Below are 15,433 nucleotides of genomic sequence, written 5' to 3' on the forward strand. Positions count from 1 at the left end.
AGATGAGTGACTACAAGAATACCCTGAATTTGCCGGAAACAGGGTTCCCGATGCGCGGCGATCTGGCCAAGCGCGAGCCTGGCATGCTGCAACACTGGTATGAGCAGGATCTGTACGGGATTATCCGTAATGCTAAGAAAGGCAAGAAAAGCTTCATTCTGCATGATGGCCCTCCGTATGCGAACGGCAGCATTCATATTGGTCACTCAGTCAACAAAATTCTGAAAGATATTATTATCAAGTCCAAGGGGCTCTCCGGCTACGATTCGCCCTATATCCCCGGCTGGGATTGCCACGGCCTGCCGATTGAACTGAAGGTAGAGCAGCTGATCGGCAAACCGGGCGAAAAGTACAGCGCGGCTGAATTCCGTGAGCAGTGCCGCGCCTATGCCGCTGAGCAGGTCGCCGGGCAGAAAGCCGACTTTATCCGTCTTGGCGTGCTGGGCGACTGGGAACACCCCTACCTGACTATGGACTATGGTACCGAGGCCAATATCATCCGTGCGCTGGCGCGCATTGTGGATAACGGCCACCTGATGAAAGGGGCCAAGCCGGTGCACTGGTGTCCGGACTGCGGCTCTTCGCTCGCCGAAGCGGAAGTGGAGTATTACGACAAGGTCTCGCCGTCCATCGACGTTCGCTTTGCCGCCGTCGATAAAGCGCAGGTGCTGGCAAAATTCGGCGTCAGCGAGGCGAAGGGCGATGTGAACGTGGTTATCTGGACCACCACCCCTTGGACGCTGCCGGCCAACCGCGCCGTGGCGCTGCATCCGGAGCTGGAGTACCAGCTGGTGCAGGTGGAGGGCGAATGCCTGATCCTGGCCGCCGAGCTGGTCGAGAGCGTGATGAAGCGCGCGGGTATCGACCACTGGCAGGTGCTGGGCAGCTGCAAAGGGGAAGACCTGGAGCTGCTGCGTTTCCGCCATCCTTTCATGAGCTTTGACGTGCCGATCATCATGGGCGACCACGTTACTCTGGACGCCGGTACCGGTGCGGTGCACACCGCGCCGGGCCACGGCCCGGACGACTACGTCGTCGGTCAGAAATACGGCCTGGAGATCGCCAACCCGGTCGGCAGCAACGGCTGCTATCTGCCGGGTACCCATCCGGCGCTGGACGGGCTGTTTGTCTTTAAGGCCAACGATGTCGTCATCGACCTGCTCAAGAGCAGCGGCGCGCTGCTGCACGTAGAGAAGCTGACCCACAGCTACCCCTGCTGCTGGCGTCATAAGACCCCGATTATTTTCCGTGCGACGCCGCAGTGGTTTATCAGCATGGATCGTCAGGGGCTGCGCAGTCAGTCGCTGGCTGAAATCGAGCGCATTGAACGGCAGGGGCTGGATGAGCAGAATCTCAGCGGCTGGATCCCGGCCTGGGGCAAAGCGCGCATCGAGTCGATGGTCGCGAACCGCCCGGACTGGTGTATCTCTCGCCAGCGTACCTGGGGCGTGCCGATGGCCATGCTGGTCCATAAAGAGACGCAGGCGCTGCATCCGCGTACCACGGAGCTGATGGAGACGGTCGCCAAGCGCGTAGAGCAGGCGGGCATTCAGGCCTGGTGGGATCTGGACATTCGCGATCTGCTGGGCGACGAAGCCGATCAGTATGAGAAGGTGCCGGATACGCTGGATGTGTGGTTTGACTCTGGCTCTACCAGCTACTCGGTGGTGGACGCCCGTCCTGAGTTCGGCGGCCACAGCCCGGATATGTATCTGGAAGGCTCCGATCAGCATCGCGGCTGGTTTATGTCCTCGCTGATGATCTCCGTCGCCATGAAAGGCAAGGCGCCGTATCGCCAGGTGCTGACCCACGGTTTCACCGTGGATGGGCAGGGGCGTAAGATGTCCAAGTCCGTCGGTAACGTCGTCAGCCCGCAGCAGGTGATGAACAAGCTGGGCGGCGACATTCTGCGCCTGTGGGTCGCCTCGACCGACTATACCGGCGAAATGGCGGTGTCGGACGAGATCCTTAAGCGCTCTGCCGATGCCTACCGCCGCATCCGTAATACGGCCCGCTTCCTGCTGGCTAACCTGAACGGTTTCGATCCGCGTAAGGATATGGTGAAGCCGGAGGATATGGTGGTGCTGGATCGCTGGGCGGTCGGCTGCGCCAAGCAGGCGCAGGATGAGATCATCGCCGCCTACGAAAACTATGACTTCCACGAAGTCGTACAGCGTCTGATGCAGTTCTGCTCCGTCGAGATGGGCTCTTTCTATCTGGATATCATCAAGGATCGCCAGTACACCGCCAAGGCTGACTCCGTGGCTCGCCGCAGCTGCCAGACCGCGCTGTACCATATCGCAGAGGCGCTGGTGCGCTGGATGGCGCCGATCCTCTCCTTTACGGCCGATGAGATCTGGGGCTATCTGCCGGGCGAGCGCGCACAGTTCGTGTTTACCGAAGAGTGGTACCAGGGACTGTTTGGTCTGGATACCGCGGAGTCGATGAACGATGCCTTCTGGGCTGAGCTGCTGAAGGTGCGCGGCGAGGTGAACAAGGTCATCGAGCAGGCGCGCAACGACAAGAAGGTGGGGGGCTCGCTGGAGGCCGCCATCACGCTGTATGCGGATGAGGCGCTGGCGACGCAGCTGGATAGCCTGCAGGACGAGCTGCGCTTTGTGCTGATCACCTCGGCGGCGCGCGTACAGCCATTGGCCCAGGCCTCTGCTGATGCGGTTGCCAGCGAACTGGCCGGGCTGAAGGTGGGCTTGAGCAAGGCCGCCGGCAGCAAGTGCCCGCGCTGCTGGCATTACTCGACCGCCATCGGTCAGGATGCCGCGCATCCTCAGCTGTGTCCGCGCTGCGTCACGAACGTGGCCGGCCAGGGCGAAGAGCGTAAGTTTGCATGATGCGCAGGCCTCTTCTTTCAACCGGACTGCGCTGGCTGTGGATCGTCGTCGCCGTACTGATTGTTGATTTGGGTAGCAAGCAGCTGATCCTCCAGCATTTTATGCTGGGGGAGACCCTGCCGCTGTTCCCATCGCTCAATCTGCACTACGCACGGAACTATGGCGCCGCCTTTAGCTTCCTGGCCGACAGCGGCGGCTGGCAGCGCTGGTTCTTTGCCGGCATTGCCATTGCCATTTGCGTAGCCTTGCTGGTCATGATGTACCGCAGCGCGGCTTCGCAGCGTCTGAACAACATTGCCTATGCGCTGATCATCGGTGGGGCGCTGGGTAATCTGTTCGATCGTCTGTGGCATGGCTTCGTCGTCGATATGATCGACTTTTACGTCGGTAGCTGGCACTTCGCCACCTTTAACCTGGCGGATACCGCTATCTGTATCGGGGCCGCGCTGGTGGTGCTTGAGGGCTTTTTGCCGCAGCGTGACAAGGAGAAAATGTAATGCCTCAGGCTCAGGCAACAAGCGCGGTGCTGGTGCATTTTACGCTGACGCTGGAGGACGGCTCCCTGGCGGAGTCGTCACGCGAGCGCGGTCAGCCGGCGCTGTTTCGGCTAGGCGACGGCAGCCTCTCTCCGGCGCTGGAGGCTCAGCTGCTGGGCTGTAGGCGCGGCGATCGGCGGGCGTTCACCCTAGCGCCTGCCGATGCGTTCGGCGAGCGCAGCGATGATCTGGTGCAGTTTTTCCCACTGGGACAGTTTCGCGACAGCGGGGAGCCGCAGGCCGGCGCGGTGATTCTGTTCACCGCCGCCGACGGCGCCCAGATGCCGGGGCTGGTTCGTGAGATCGTCGGTGAGTCGGTCACGGTCGATTTTAACCACCCGTTGGCGGGGATGCCGGTGACCTTTGACCTTGAGGTGCTGGCGATCGATCCACCGCAGGGAGATGAACATGCGCATTCTGCTGGCTAATCCGCGCGGTTTCTGTGCCGGGGTCGATAGGGCGATCAGCATCGTCGATCGCGCCTTGGCTATCTATGGCGCGCCGATCTACGTACGTCATGAGGTGGTGCATAACCGTTTCGTGGTGAACGATCTGCGTGAGCGCGGTGCGGTGTTTATCGAGGAGATCGGCGAAGTCCCCGACGGGGCGATTCTGATTTTCTCGGCGCACGGGGTGTCCCAGGCGGTGCGCGCAGAAGCGAAGGCGCGTCACCTTACCATGCTGTTCGATGCCACCTGTCCACTGGTGACCAAGGTCCATATGGAGGTGGCGCGCGCCAGTCGTCGCGGGACGGAGGCCATCCTGATCGGCCATGCCGGCCACCCGGAGGTGGAGGGCACCATGGGGCAGTACAGCAATCCGCTGGGGGGCATGTACCTGGTTGAGTCGCCGCAGGATGTCTGGCAGCTGCAGGTGAAAGACGAACGTAACCTCTGCTTTATGACCCAGACGACGCTGTCAGTCGATGACACCTCTGAGGTGATAGACGCCCTGCGGGCGCGCTTCCCGGCGATCGTCGGGCCGCGTAAAGACGATATCTGCTACGCCACCACCAACCGCCAGGAGGCGGTGCGTAGTCTGGCAGCGCAGGCGGACGTGGTGCTGGTGGTCGGCTCGAAAAACTCCTCCAACTCCAACCGTCTCGCTGAGCTGGCGCGTCGGGCAGGAAAGCCGGCTTACCTTATCGACAGCGCGTCGGACATCAACGATGCCTGGCTGAGCGGCGTGGGCTGCGTGGGGGTGACGGCCGGGGCATCGGCGCCGGACGTGCTGGTGCGTGAGGTCATCGACCGTCTGCAGGCGCTGGGCGGTTCGGCGGCGCAGGAGATGCAGGGGCGGGAAGAGAATATTGTGTTCGAGGTGCCGCGCGAGCTGCGTATTGAGGTACAGCAGGCCGACTGAGTCGCGGGGCTAGAGGTAAAACAAACGGGGTGCCTGATGGGCGCCCCGTTTTTCGTGGTCCTATGTCTTCATCGGGCGAGCCGGGGACGTGGGACTCAGCGCATGTTGGTCGGCGCCGTTAGGCGGGCTTCGCCGATCTTATGCTGCAAGATGAAGTAGCCAGCATAGGCGGGGGAGGCGTGGGCCGGAATATCTAACTTCGCGACATTCAGCGCATATACGGTGATTTGGTAGTTATGGGGCTTGGCGCCCGGAGGCGGGCAGGCGCCGCCAAAGCCGTTATAGCCAAAGTCATTGCGCAGCTGGATTGCGCCCTTGGGCAGATCGCGGCTCTCTTTCTCTCCGACGTTTTGCGCCAGGCTATGCACCGAGGCGGGAATGTCGATCATCATCCAGTGCCACCATCCGCTGCCCGTCGGTGCATCGGGATCATACATGGTGACGGCAAAACTCTTCGTGCCGGCCGGCACATCGCTCCAGGCCAGCGCCGGTGATTTATTCTGTCCGGTACAGCCCCAGCCATTAAAAATCTGCACGTTTTGTAGCGACTTACCATTGTCAACCGTTGGGCTGCTGAGCGTCATGGCCTGGGCGCTGAGGCTAAGACCCCCGGCAACCAGCAGGCATGCGAGTGCTTTCTTGGTAAACATAATATGATCTCCTAGGGAGGCGAGTGGAAACGCAGTGAATGCGTTTGATCATAGTCCCCCGCGGAGAAATTGCCAGTCATGTTGGAATATTTTCATTACTTTCAAGTTGTTATGTAATATTGGCTCCATAGGTGTAACCCGATATTACCGCAGCAATACCGAGTTACGCCGGCGCGCGCTGCTGCGGTGCCCTTACTGCTCTTCTTCGCGCTGGCAGAGATCGACGGCGCGTACGATGGCCTGATAGCCGGTGCAGCGGCACAGGTTACCGGAGAGGCCGCGGCGGATCTCTTCGTGCGTCAGCGGGCGGCTGCGCGGTTTCGCCAGCAGGGCATGGGTCGCGACCACCAGTCCCGGGGTACAGAAGCCGCACTGCACGGCACCGGCGTCGACATAGGCCTGCTGGATCGGTGAAAGGCTGTCGGTTCGCCCCAGCCCTTCGGCCGTGACGATCTGCTTACCGTCGGCCCACAGCGCCAGATACAGGCAGCTGTCGGTTGCCACGCCATCGATCAATACGCTGCAGGCGCCGCATTCGCCGACGCAGCAGCCCTGCTTCACGCTGGTTAGCCCGTGCTCGCGCAGCATTTCCAGCAGTGACATCGCCGGCGATACGCAAAACTGATAGTTTTTCCCATTGATCTGGCAGCTGATTTCACCCCACTCTTTGACATTCATAGTATCTCTCCTCCCGCACGCTGCACGGCCAGGGTAATGGCTCGCTGCGCCAGGGTGCGGATCAGGTGTAAACGGAATTCCTTTTCTGCGCGCCAGGATGAGCGCGGTGAAACGTCACCGGCGACGGCGGCGGCGACGGCGGCCAGCGTCTGGCGGCTCAGCGGCTGGCCGTTGGCGCAGGCCTCGGCCTGCGGGCAGCGGATCGGCGTCGGCGCCGCGACACCGTAGGCCAGACGCAGCTCGCTGAAGCGCCCAGACTCAATGCGACACAGCGCCGCGCAGCCGATGGTAGCGATATCCATCGCACCGCGCATGGCATACTTGATATAGGCGCTGCCGGCGCGGCGGTGATCGTCGGGGTGAAAGCGGAAGGCCAGCAGGATCTCGCCGGGGCTCAGCGCAACCTTGCCCGGTCCGGTATGAAAGCCGTCGATCGGGCGGATCGTCACGCCGTCGGGCGTCAGGATCTCCAGCTGAGCCTTGAGCGCGACGCTGGGGGCGGCGGAGTCTGCGCTGGTGGCGCCGTTGCAGATGTTACCGCCGTAGGTGGCGACGTTGCGGATTTGCGGACCGGCGATGGTAGCGGCGGCTTCGGCCAGCATCGGCAGGTGCGTCTGGATCAGCGGGTGCTCGATGATCTGAGTAAAGGTGGTGCCGGAGCCGATGCGTAGGGTGCCATCGTCTAACGTTGTAATACCGCACAGCTCAGGCAGCCCGTGGATATCCACGATATGGGCGTACTGCGCGTTATGGTGGTGCAGCTGGATCAGCACGTCGGTACCGCCCGCCAGCAGCCGGCTGTCCGGGTGGGCCAGCATCAGCTCGCTGGCATGACGCGCGCTGGTGGCGCGCAGATAGCGTTTAATATCATACATGTCGCATTACTCCCTGATCAGTCCGGCCTGCACAAATTCGCGATACAGCGTTTTGGGGGTGATCGGCAGCGCATTGATCGCGACCCCCGTTGCCATGCGAATGGCGTTGCGGATCGCCGGTCCAGGCGAAATGATCGGCGGCTCACCCAGCGCCTTGTGGCCATAGGCCGACTGCGGCTCCACGGTCTCGACAAAGGCGCACTCCAGATCCGGCAGATCGACACAGGTGGGGAATTTGTAGTCGAGCAGATTCGGGTTGCGTACCACGCCGCTCTTCTCATCGATGATCATCTCTTCGAACAGCGCCCAGCCGATCCCCATTCCCATGCCGCCGTGCACCTGCCCCTCCGCCAGCTGCGGGTTGAGGATCCGCCCGGAGTCATGCAGATTCAGGATGCGGTTAATGGTGACTTGGCACAGCGCGATATCGATGCTGAGATCGACAAAGGTGCAGCCGAAGGCCGGGGGATTGGTGGTGGTTTTATGGGAGACCTCGGCCAGGATCTGCGCGCCGATCTCCTGATGGTAGTAAGCCTGCATGGCGACATCGGCGACGCTCATCAGCACCTGATCCGGCTGCATCGCCATCACGACGTTACCGTCGCACAGGGTCAATCCCCACTCCGGCTGGTGGCTTATCAGCGCCGCGTGCGCCAGGATCTTCTGGCGCATGATCTCCGCCGCTCGGCGGATCGCCGGGGCGGCGACGTAGCTTTGCCGTGAGGCAAAGGCGCCGGGATCGAAGGCGGTGATATCGGTATCCTGAGTTGAGATCACCCGGATCTGTTTAAAGGGGATCCCCAGCGTCTCCGATGCCATCTGGGCAAAGACGGTGTCGGATCCCTGGCCGATTTCGGTGGCGCCAATCTGCAGGTTTACCGTCCCGTCCTGATTGAGCAGCAGGCGGGCGCCGGCGATCTCCACCCCAACCGGATAGGTATTGGAGCCATAGCTGAAACAGGCGACGCCGACGCCGCGCCGCACCGGCGCATCGGCCGGCTGGGCCAGACATTCGGCGCGGCGCTGATCCCACTCAAACAGGCGGCGGCCTTTTTCCAGGCACTCGGTGAGCCCGGCGCTGTAGATGGTCTTGCCGTTAACCGGGTTGCGGTCCCCCTGACGCGCGACGTTGCGCAGACGAACCTCGAGGGGGTCGAGATCGAGACGGGCGGCGGCGTCGTCCATCAGGCATTCCAGGGCAAAGTCGACCTGCGGCGCGCCGTAGCCGCGCATCGCACCGGCGGCGGGCAGGTTGGTATATACCGTATCGGCGCAGTAGCCAAAGGCGCTGCGGGGATAGAGATAGCTGATTTTATTGGCGCCGGCGGCGGCGATCGAGTGGCCGTGAGAGGCATAGGCGCCGGTGTTGGACAGCACCGTAAGCCGGTAGCCCTCCAGTTGTCCATCCCGACGCATGCCCAGCCGGGCATCGATGCTGAAGGCATGGCGAGTGCGGGTGGCGACGAAGCACTCCTCGCGGCTCAGGCTGACCTTGACCGGTTTACCGCCGAGGCGCTGGGTTAAAAAGGCGGCCATGGGCTCTTCTAGCACATCCTGCTTATTGCCGAATCCGCCGCCGACGTAGGGCTTGATCACTCGGACGTGCGACCAGGGGAGACCGAGGGCCTGGGCGACGGTGCGGCGGACAATCTGGGGAATTTGGGTGCTGGAGACAATGACGATGTGATCGGGCTGCTCCATATAGGCATAGCAGGTCACGCCCTCCATGTGGCAGTGCTGCACCACCGGCGTCTCGTAGTGTCCCTCCAGCTGCAGATCGGCGGCGGCCATGCGAGCATCGGGCTCTCCGGCGTCGATCTCGCTGTGACGCAGTAAATTGCCGCCGGGGTGAATGGCCGGCGCATTATCGGCCAGGGCCGCCAGTGGTCGGGTGATCACCGGCAACGCCTCATAGCTGACCTGTACCCGCTCCGCGGCGCGCTCGGCGCTGAGCAGATCGCGGGCGACGACGATGGCGACGCCATCGCCAAAGTGGCGTACGTGGCCGGTCAGCAGATGGCGATCGGCGATATCCCGTTTGCCCGGCTCCAGTGACCAGGCATGGCCGGCGGTAGGGAAGGGGGCTGAGGGGACATCGTGAAAGGTGAAGACGGCTTCTACGCCGGGCATGGACTCCGCTTCCCGGGTATCGATGGCGGTGACGTTACCGTGGGCGATACGGCTGCGCACGTAGCAGGCATGGAGCATGCCGGGCATCATCATATCATCGGTATAACGTGCCTGTCCGGTGACCTTGGCTTCGGCATCAACCCGCCGCAGCGGCGATCCTAAAGACATAGTATTCTCCTGTGGGGAAATAAGCCTGGGGGATAGCTTAAGGCAGCAAGATATGCGCCACACTCATAGAGTGGAGGAGATATATCCTCATAAGTGTGAGTCGGATCGAGATATCCCAAGGAAATTATGACGCTATAAGACAGGAAAAAACTGGCTGTATATCACTTTGAGAGCATGACGGGCATTTTTGATAGTTTTTCTCTCAAAGTGATAGGGCGTATCGTGGGGGCGATAGCCGTGATAATTGCATATTCATGCAGTTAGCGGCGCGGCGGCCGCGGCGGACGGCCATCGCCGGTGAATTTTTGCATTATTACCGATTTTTTCTGGCTCAGGGCTGAGACAGCCGTTAACCTGAAAAGCAACCAAACAGAAGAGCCGTGCGGTACGCCGCGAGCTACGCGACGCCGACGGACAGCGAAGAAAGCATCATAAGGGAGACGGAAGATGGCAGAACAGATTCGGGTCGCGATCGCCGGTGCCGGCGGTCGAATGGGGCGTCAGCTGATTGCGGCGACCGCGGCGATCCCCGGCGTGACGCTGGGGGCGGCGCTGGAGCGGGAGGGCTCCAGCCTGCTGGGCTGCGACGCCGGCGAACTGGCGGGCTGTGGCATAACCGGTGTGACGGTCGAGTCATCGCTGGAGCGGGTTGCGGGGCAGTTTGATGTCCTGATCGACTTTACCCGTCCCGAGGGAACGATGGCGCATCTGGCCTTTTGTCAGGCGCACGGTAAAGCGATGGTCATTGGGACGACCGGCTTCAGCGAGCAGGAAAAGGCGACGATTGAGGCGGCTTCACAGCATATCGCTATCGTTTTGGCCGCCAACTTCAGCGTGGGGGTGAACGTGATGTTGCGTCTGCTGGAAAAGGCGGCGCAGGTGATGGGGAGCTACTGCGATATTGAAATTCTTGAAGCGCACCATCGCCATAAAGTCGATGCGCCATCGGGGACGGCGCTGGCGATGGGCGAGGCGATCGCCGGTGCGTTGGGCCGCCGCCTGGAAAGCTGTGCGGTCTATACTCGCCAGGGACACACCGGGGAGCGAGTTCCTGGCAGCATCGGTTTCGCAACGCTGCGCGCCGGCGATATCGTGGGCGAGCATACCGCCCTGTTCGCCGATGTTGGCGAGCGTCTGGAGATTACCCATAAGGCGTCGAGCCGCATGACGTTTGCCAGCGGCGCAATGCGAGCGGCGCTGTGGCTCGGCGCGCAGCAGCCGGGGATGTACGATATGTGTGATGTTTTGGCTCTCGACACCCTATAAAAGGCCATTTATCCGATAGATGGCATGGTTGTTTTGTTATTTAATGTGATGAAAACAATGTGTTTTTCATCACATTTTTTATTTATGGTGCAGATTTAAATTTAAGTTTGTCAGCATGGTGATTTTTACGGTTTTCAGTTTATTTGCCCCCGCCGCTCCGCCCGCGTCTTGATTTTTTCAGGGAAAAAACGCATTATAGCGTCATTGCCTTTGATATCTGTGCCCGGCAACCGTTTTCTCCTTTCCTAAAATTGGTGTTTTTAGTCGTTTGGCATCAAAAGCACGCTAAGATTTGTAAAAAACATAAAAAACTCCCCTTTCATCTGGACAATGAGCGGATGCATCATTAGAATGCGCGCAATTTGTCAGAAATTCGCCGCAGTGGCAGTTTTTGCGATTGATTCACGATGCAATATCTGAATTAATATGCATATATTGTGACTGAGTATTCCTTTGGAGGGTGTTTTGATTAAGTCAGCGCTTTTGGTTCTGGAAGACGGAACCCAGTTTCACGGCAGGTCGATCGGGGCAGATGGATCGGCCGTGGGGGAAGTGGTCTTCAATACCTCGATGACCGGCTACCAAGAAATTCTCACCGACCCCTCCTATTCCCGTCAGATCGTCACGCTTACCTATCCCCATATTGGCAATGTCGGCACCAACGCCGCCGATGAAGAATCTTCCGCCGTACATGCACAGGGGCTGATCGTGCGCGATCTGCCGCCGATCGCCAGCAACTTTCGCTGCCAAGAGACGCTGCCGGACTATCTGCGCCGTCACCGCGTGGTCGCTATCGCCGATATCGATACCCGTAAACTGACCCGCCTGCTGCGCGAGAAAGGGGCGATGAACGGCTGCATCATCACCGCAGAGAGCGGGTGTGAGCCAGATGCCGCGCTGGCGCTGGAGAAGGCGCGCGCGTTCCCCGGCCTGAAGGGGATGGATCTGGCGAAAGAGGTGACGACCCAGGAACCCTACGAGTGGCGCCAGGGCAGCTGGACGCTGAAGGATGGGCTGCCGGCGCCCAGTGAGGACGCGGCGCTGCCCTACCACGTGGTGGCCTATGACTTCGGCGTGAAGCGCAATATCCTGCGGATGCTGGTGGACCGCGGCTGCCGTCTGACGGTGGTGCCGGCCCAGACGTCCGCGCAGGATGTGCTGGCGCTGAATCCGGACGGTATTTTCCTGTCCAACGGTCCCGGCGATCCGGCCCCCTGTGACTATGCCATCGAGGCTATCGCGACCTTCCTGCGCGGAGAGATCCCGCTGTTTGGTATCTGCCTGGGGCACCAGCTGCTGGCGCTGGCCAGCGGCGCGCAGACGGTAAAAATGAAGTTTGGCCATCACGGCGGCAACCATCCGGTGAAGGATTTGGATCATGACCGAGTGATGATCACCGCACAGAACCACGGCTTTGCCGTGGATGAAGCGACGCTGCCGGCGACGCTGCGGGCGACCCATAAGTCGCTGTTCGACGGTTCGCTGCAGGGCATTCATCGCACCGATCGCCCGGCGTTCAGTTTCCAGGGGCACCCAGAGGCCAGCCCCGGGCCACACGATGCTGCACCGCTGTTCGACCATTTTATGACGCTGATTGAAAACTACCGCCGTACCGCCAAGTAATCAGGGAGCCTGAACAACCATGCCAAAACGTACTGATATTAAAAGCATCCTGATCCTGGGCGCCGGGCCGATCGTCATCGGCCAGGCGTGCGAGTTCGACTACTCCGGCGCTCAGGCCTGTAAGGCACTGCGCGAAGAGGGCTACCGCGTCATCCTGGTTAACTCCAACCCGGCCACTATTATGACCGACCCGGAGATGGCCGACGCGACCTATATTGAGCCGATTCACTGGGAAGTCGTGCGGAAGATCATCGAAAAAGAGCGTCCCGATGCGGTGCTGCCGACGATGGGTGGCCAGACGGCGCTGAACTGTGCCCTGGAGCTGGAGCGCCAGGGGGTGTTGGCCGAGTTTGGCGTGACCATGATCGGCGCGACGGCCGACGCCATCGATAAGGCTGAGGATCGTCGACGCTTCGACCAGGCGATGAAGAAGATCGGCCTGGATACCGCGCGCTCTGGCATCGCTCACAGTCTGGAAGAGTCGCTGGCGGTGGCGGAGCAGGTCGGTTTCCCCTGCATTATCCGCCCGTCGTTTACGATGGGTGGCACCGGCGGCGGTATCGCGTACAACCGCGAAGAGTTTGAAGAGATCTGCGCGCGCGGTCTGGATCTTTCACCGACCAATGAGCTGCTGATCGATGAGTCGCTGATCGGCTGGAAAGAGTATGAGATGGAGGTGGTGCGCGATAAGAACGACAACTGCATTATCGTCTGCGCTATCGAAAACATTGATCCGATGGGGATCCACACCGGTGATTCGATTACCGTCGCGCCGGCGCAGACCCTGACCGATAAAGAGTATCAAATCATGCGTAACGCCTCGATGGCGGTACTGCGTGAGATAGGCGTGGAGACCGGTGGCTCCAACGTACAGTTTGCGGTTAACCCGAAAAACGGCCGTCTGATCGTTATCGAGATGAACCCGCGCGTATCGCGTTCTTCTGCGCTGGCCTCTAAGGCGACCGGTTTCCCGATCGCCAAAGTCGCGGCCAAGCTGGCGGTGGGCTACACCCTGGACGAGCTGATGAACGACATCACCGGGGGGCGTACGCCGGCGTCGTTTGAGCCCTCTATCGACTACGTGGTGACCAAGATCCCGCGCTTCAACTTTGAAAAGTTTGCCGGTGCTAACGATCGCCTGACCACGCAGATGAAGTCGGTGGGTGAGGTGATGGCGATTGGCCGTACCCAGCAGGAGTCGCTGCAGAAGGCGCTGCGCGGGCTGGAGGTCGGCGCGAGCGGCTTCGATCCTAAGGTGAACTTAGACGATCCGCAGGCGTTGACCAAGATCCGTCGCGAGCTGAAAGATGCCGGCGCCGAGCGTATCTGGTATGTCGCGGATGCCTTCCGCGCCGGCCTGTCGGTGGATGGGGTATTTAACCTGACCAACATCGATCGCTGGTTCCTGGTGCAGATCGAGGAGCTGGTGCGCCTGGAGGAGCGGGTTGCCGACGTGGGCATCAATGGCCTGACGCCGGATTTCCTGCGTCAGCTGAAGCGTAAAGGGTTTGCCGATGCACGCCTGGCCCGTCTGGCCGGCGTGGCAGAGAGCGAGATTCGCAAGCTGCGCCATAAGCAGGGGCTGCATCCGGTGTATAAGCGCGTGGACACCTGCGCGGCTGAATTCGCGACCGACACGGCCTACCTTTACTCCACCTATGAAGAGGAGTGCGAGGCTAACCCGACGCACGATCGCCCGAAGATCATGGTGCTGGGCGGTGGCCCGAACCGTATCGGCCAGGGGATTGAGTTTGACTACTGCTGCGTGCATGCGTCGCTGGCGCTGCGTGAGGATGGCTATGAAACCATCATGGTCAACTGTAACCCCGAAACGGTCTCTACGGATTATGATACCTCTGACCGCCTCTACTTTGAGCCGGTCACGCTGGAGGATGTGCTGGAGATCGTCGCCGTCGAGCGCCCGCAGGGGGTGATCGTACAGTACGGCGGCCAGACGCCGCTGAAGCTGGCCCGGGCATTAGAGGCCGCCGGCGTGCCGGTTATCGGCACCAGCCCGGACGCGATTGACCGCGCCGAGGATCGCGAGCGCTTCCAGCAGGCGGTGAATCGCCTGGGGCTGAAGCAGCCGGCCAACGCCACCGTCACGGCCATTGAGCAGGCGGTGGAGAAGGGGGCTCAGATAGGCTATCCGCTGGTGGTGCGCCCCTCTTATGTCCTCGGCGGTCGAGCGATGGAGATCGTCTACGACGAGAGCGATCTGCGGCGCTACTTCCAGACGGCGGTCAGCGTCTCCAACGATGCGCCGGTGCTGCTGGATCACTTCCTGGACGATGCGGTCGAAGTGGACGTCGATGCCATCTGTGACGGTGAGCGCGTGCTGATCGGCGGCATTATGGAGCACATTGAGCAGGCGGGGGTGCACTCCGGTGACTCCGCCTGTTCGCTGCCGGCCTACACCCTGAGTGCGGAGATCCAGGACGAGCTGCGCCGCCAGGCGGAGAAGCTGGCGATGGAGCTGTGCGTGCGGGGTCTGATGAACGTGCAGTTTGCCGTCAAAGATAACCAGGTGTACCTAATTGAGGTCAACCCACGCGCCGCCCGTACCGTGCCCTTCGTCTCCAAGGCGACCGGCGTCCCCTTGGCCAAGGTGGCCGCCCGGGTGATGGTGGGGCAGACGCTGGCGCAGCAGGGAATGACGGAAGAGGTGATCCCGCCCTATTACTCCGTCAAAGAGGTGGTGCTGCCGTTTGCCAAGTTCCCCGGCGTCGACCCGATTCTGGGGCCGGAGATGCGCTCTACCGGTGAGGTGATGGGCGTGGGCCGGACCTTTGCCGAGGCCTTTGCCAAGGCGATGCTCGGCAGTCAGTCACAGGTGAAGACCCCGGGCCGCGCCCTGCTGTCAGTCCGCGAGGGCGATAAGCACCGGGTGGTGGATCTGGCGGCCAAGCTGCTCAAGCAGGGCTTTGAGCTGGATGCGACCCACGGCACCGCGGTGGTGCTGGGGGAGGCCGGTATCAACCCGCGTCTGGTCAACAAAGTGCATGAGGGGCGCCCGCACATTCAGGATCGCATCAAGAATGGCGAGTACACCTATATTGTGAACACCACCGCCGGGCGTCAGGCGATCGAGGACTCTAAGCTGATCCGTCGCAGCGCGCTGCGCTACAAGGTGCACTATGACACCACCTTGAACGGCGGCTTTGCTACGGCGATGGCGCTGAACGCGGATCCGACCGAGCAGGTGATTTCGGTACAGGAGATGCATGCCCGCCTGAAGTAACGGCGCGGCGTGGAGCAAGGCCCGGCGACGCCGGGCCTTTTTGTTGCCGGCTGGG

11 protein-coding genes are annotated in these 15,433 nt (G+C 61.3%); 7 read left to right on the forward strand and 4 right to left on the reverse strand.

Going from position 1 to position 15,433, the window contains the following annotated elements; translation table 11 throughout:
• The first annotated feature begins 2 nt into the window (after nucleotides 1–2).
• From ileS to ispH, 4 genes are read left to right on the forward strand one after another with little or no spacing between them, the layout of a single operon-like run.
• On the forward strand, nucleotides 3–2,849 hold the full coding sequence (gene ileS / locus L1P05_RS02910) for an isoleucine--tRNA ligase (RefSeq protein WP_012847453.1): 2,847 nt from the start codon (nucleotides 3–5) through the stop codon (nucleotides 2,847–2,849).
• Entirely contained in the window at nucleotides 2,849–3,346 is a 498-nt protein-coding gene (gene lspA, locus L1P05_RS02915; RefSeq protein ID WP_015460924.1) for a signal peptidase II, read from the forward strand. The genes ileS and lspA overlap by 1 nt, the downstream gene beginning before the upstream one ends.
• A complete protein-coding gene (gene fkpB, locus L1P05_RS02920; RefSeq protein WP_012847455.1) occupies nucleotides 3,346–3,813 on the forward strand; it encodes an FKBP-type peptidyl-prolyl cis-trans isomerase in 468 nt (155 codons plus the stop codon). Before lspA ends, fkpB begins: the two co-directional genes overlap by 1 nt.
• Complete coding sequence (gene ispH, locus L1P05_RS02925) at nucleotides 3,794–4,747, forward strand: 4-hydroxy-3-methylbut-2-enyl diphosphate reductase (RefSeq protein ID WP_012847456.1); 954 nt, start codon at nucleotides 3,794–3,796, stop codon at nucleotides 4,745–4,747. Before fkpB ends, ispH begins: the two co-directional genes overlap by 20 nt.
• A 95-nt stretch (nucleotides 4,748–4,842) precedes the next feature.
• Here the strand turns inward: ispH and L1P05_RS02930 are convergent, their stop codons facing one another.
• The 4 genes from L1P05_RS02930 to xdhA form a co-directional block, all read right to left on the reverse strand.
• On the reverse strand, nucleotides 4,843–5,397 hold the full coding sequence (locus L1P05_RS02930) for a YbhB/YbcL family Raf kinase inhibitor-like protein (RefSeq protein ID WP_012847457.1): 555 nt from the start codon (nucleotides 5,395–5,397) through the stop codon (nucleotides 4,843–4,845).
• 192 nt (nucleotides 5,398–5,589) lie between these two features.
• Nucleotides 5,590–6,075 (reverse strand): xanthine dehydrogenase iron sulfur-binding subunit XdhC, encoded by a 486-nt coding sequence (xdhC, locus tag L1P05_RS02935; RefSeq protein ID WP_012847458.1) that lies wholly within the window; start codon nucleotides 6,073–6,075, stop codon nucleotides 5,590–5,592.
• Nucleotides 6,072–6,950: a xanthine dehydrogenase FAD-binding subunit XdhB gene (xdhB, locus tag L1P05_RS02940; RefSeq protein WP_012847459.1), complete on the reverse strand. Its 879-nt coding sequence runs from the start codon at nucleotides 6,948–6,950 to the stop codon at nucleotides 6,072–6,074. Before xdhB ends, xdhC begins: the two co-directional genes overlap by 4 nt.
• Nucleotides 6,951–6,956: 6 nt before the next feature.
• Nucleotides 6,957–9,248: a xanthine dehydrogenase molybdenum-binding subunit XdhA gene (xdhA, locus tag L1P05_RS02945; RefSeq protein ID WP_012847460.1), complete on the reverse strand. Its 2,292-nt coding sequence runs from the start codon at nucleotides 9,246–9,248 to the stop codon at nucleotides 6,957–6,959.
• Between the two features lie 447 nt (nucleotides 9,249–9,695).
• Between xdhA and dapB the strand changes: the two genes are divergently transcribed.
• The 3 genes from dapB to carB all read left to right on the forward strand — a co-directional run bounded on the left by dapB (nucleotide 9,696) and on the right by carB (nucleotide 15,378).
• A complete protein-coding gene (dapB, locus tag L1P05_RS02950) occupies nucleotides 9,696–10,514 on the forward strand; it encodes a 4-hydroxy-tetrahydrodipicolinate reductase (protein WP_012847462.1) in 819 nt (272 codons plus the stop codon).
• A 465-nt stretch (nucleotides 10,515–10,979) separates the two neighbouring features.
• Nucleotides 10,980–12,137: a glutamine-hydrolyzing carbamoyl-phosphate synthase small subunit gene (carA, locus tag L1P05_RS02955; protein ID WP_034168344.1), complete on the forward strand. Its 1,158-nt coding sequence runs from the start codon at nucleotides 10,980–10,982 to the stop codon at nucleotides 12,135–12,137.
• 19 nt (nucleotides 12,138–12,156) lie between these two features.
• Nucleotides 12,157–15,378, forward strand: a complete 3,222-nt coding sequence (gene carB, locus L1P05_RS02960) for a carbamoyl-phosphate synthase large subunit (protein ID WP_012847465.1) — start codon at nucleotides 12,157–12,159, stop codon at nucleotides 15,376–15,378.
• Nucleotides 15,379–15,433 lie beyond the last annotated feature (55 nt).

This window comes from Edwardsiella piscicida (assembly GCF_021733145.1).
Lineage (GTDB): Bacteria > Pseudomonadota > Gammaproteobacteria > Enterobacterales > Enterobacteriaceae > Edwardsiella > Edwardsiella piscicida.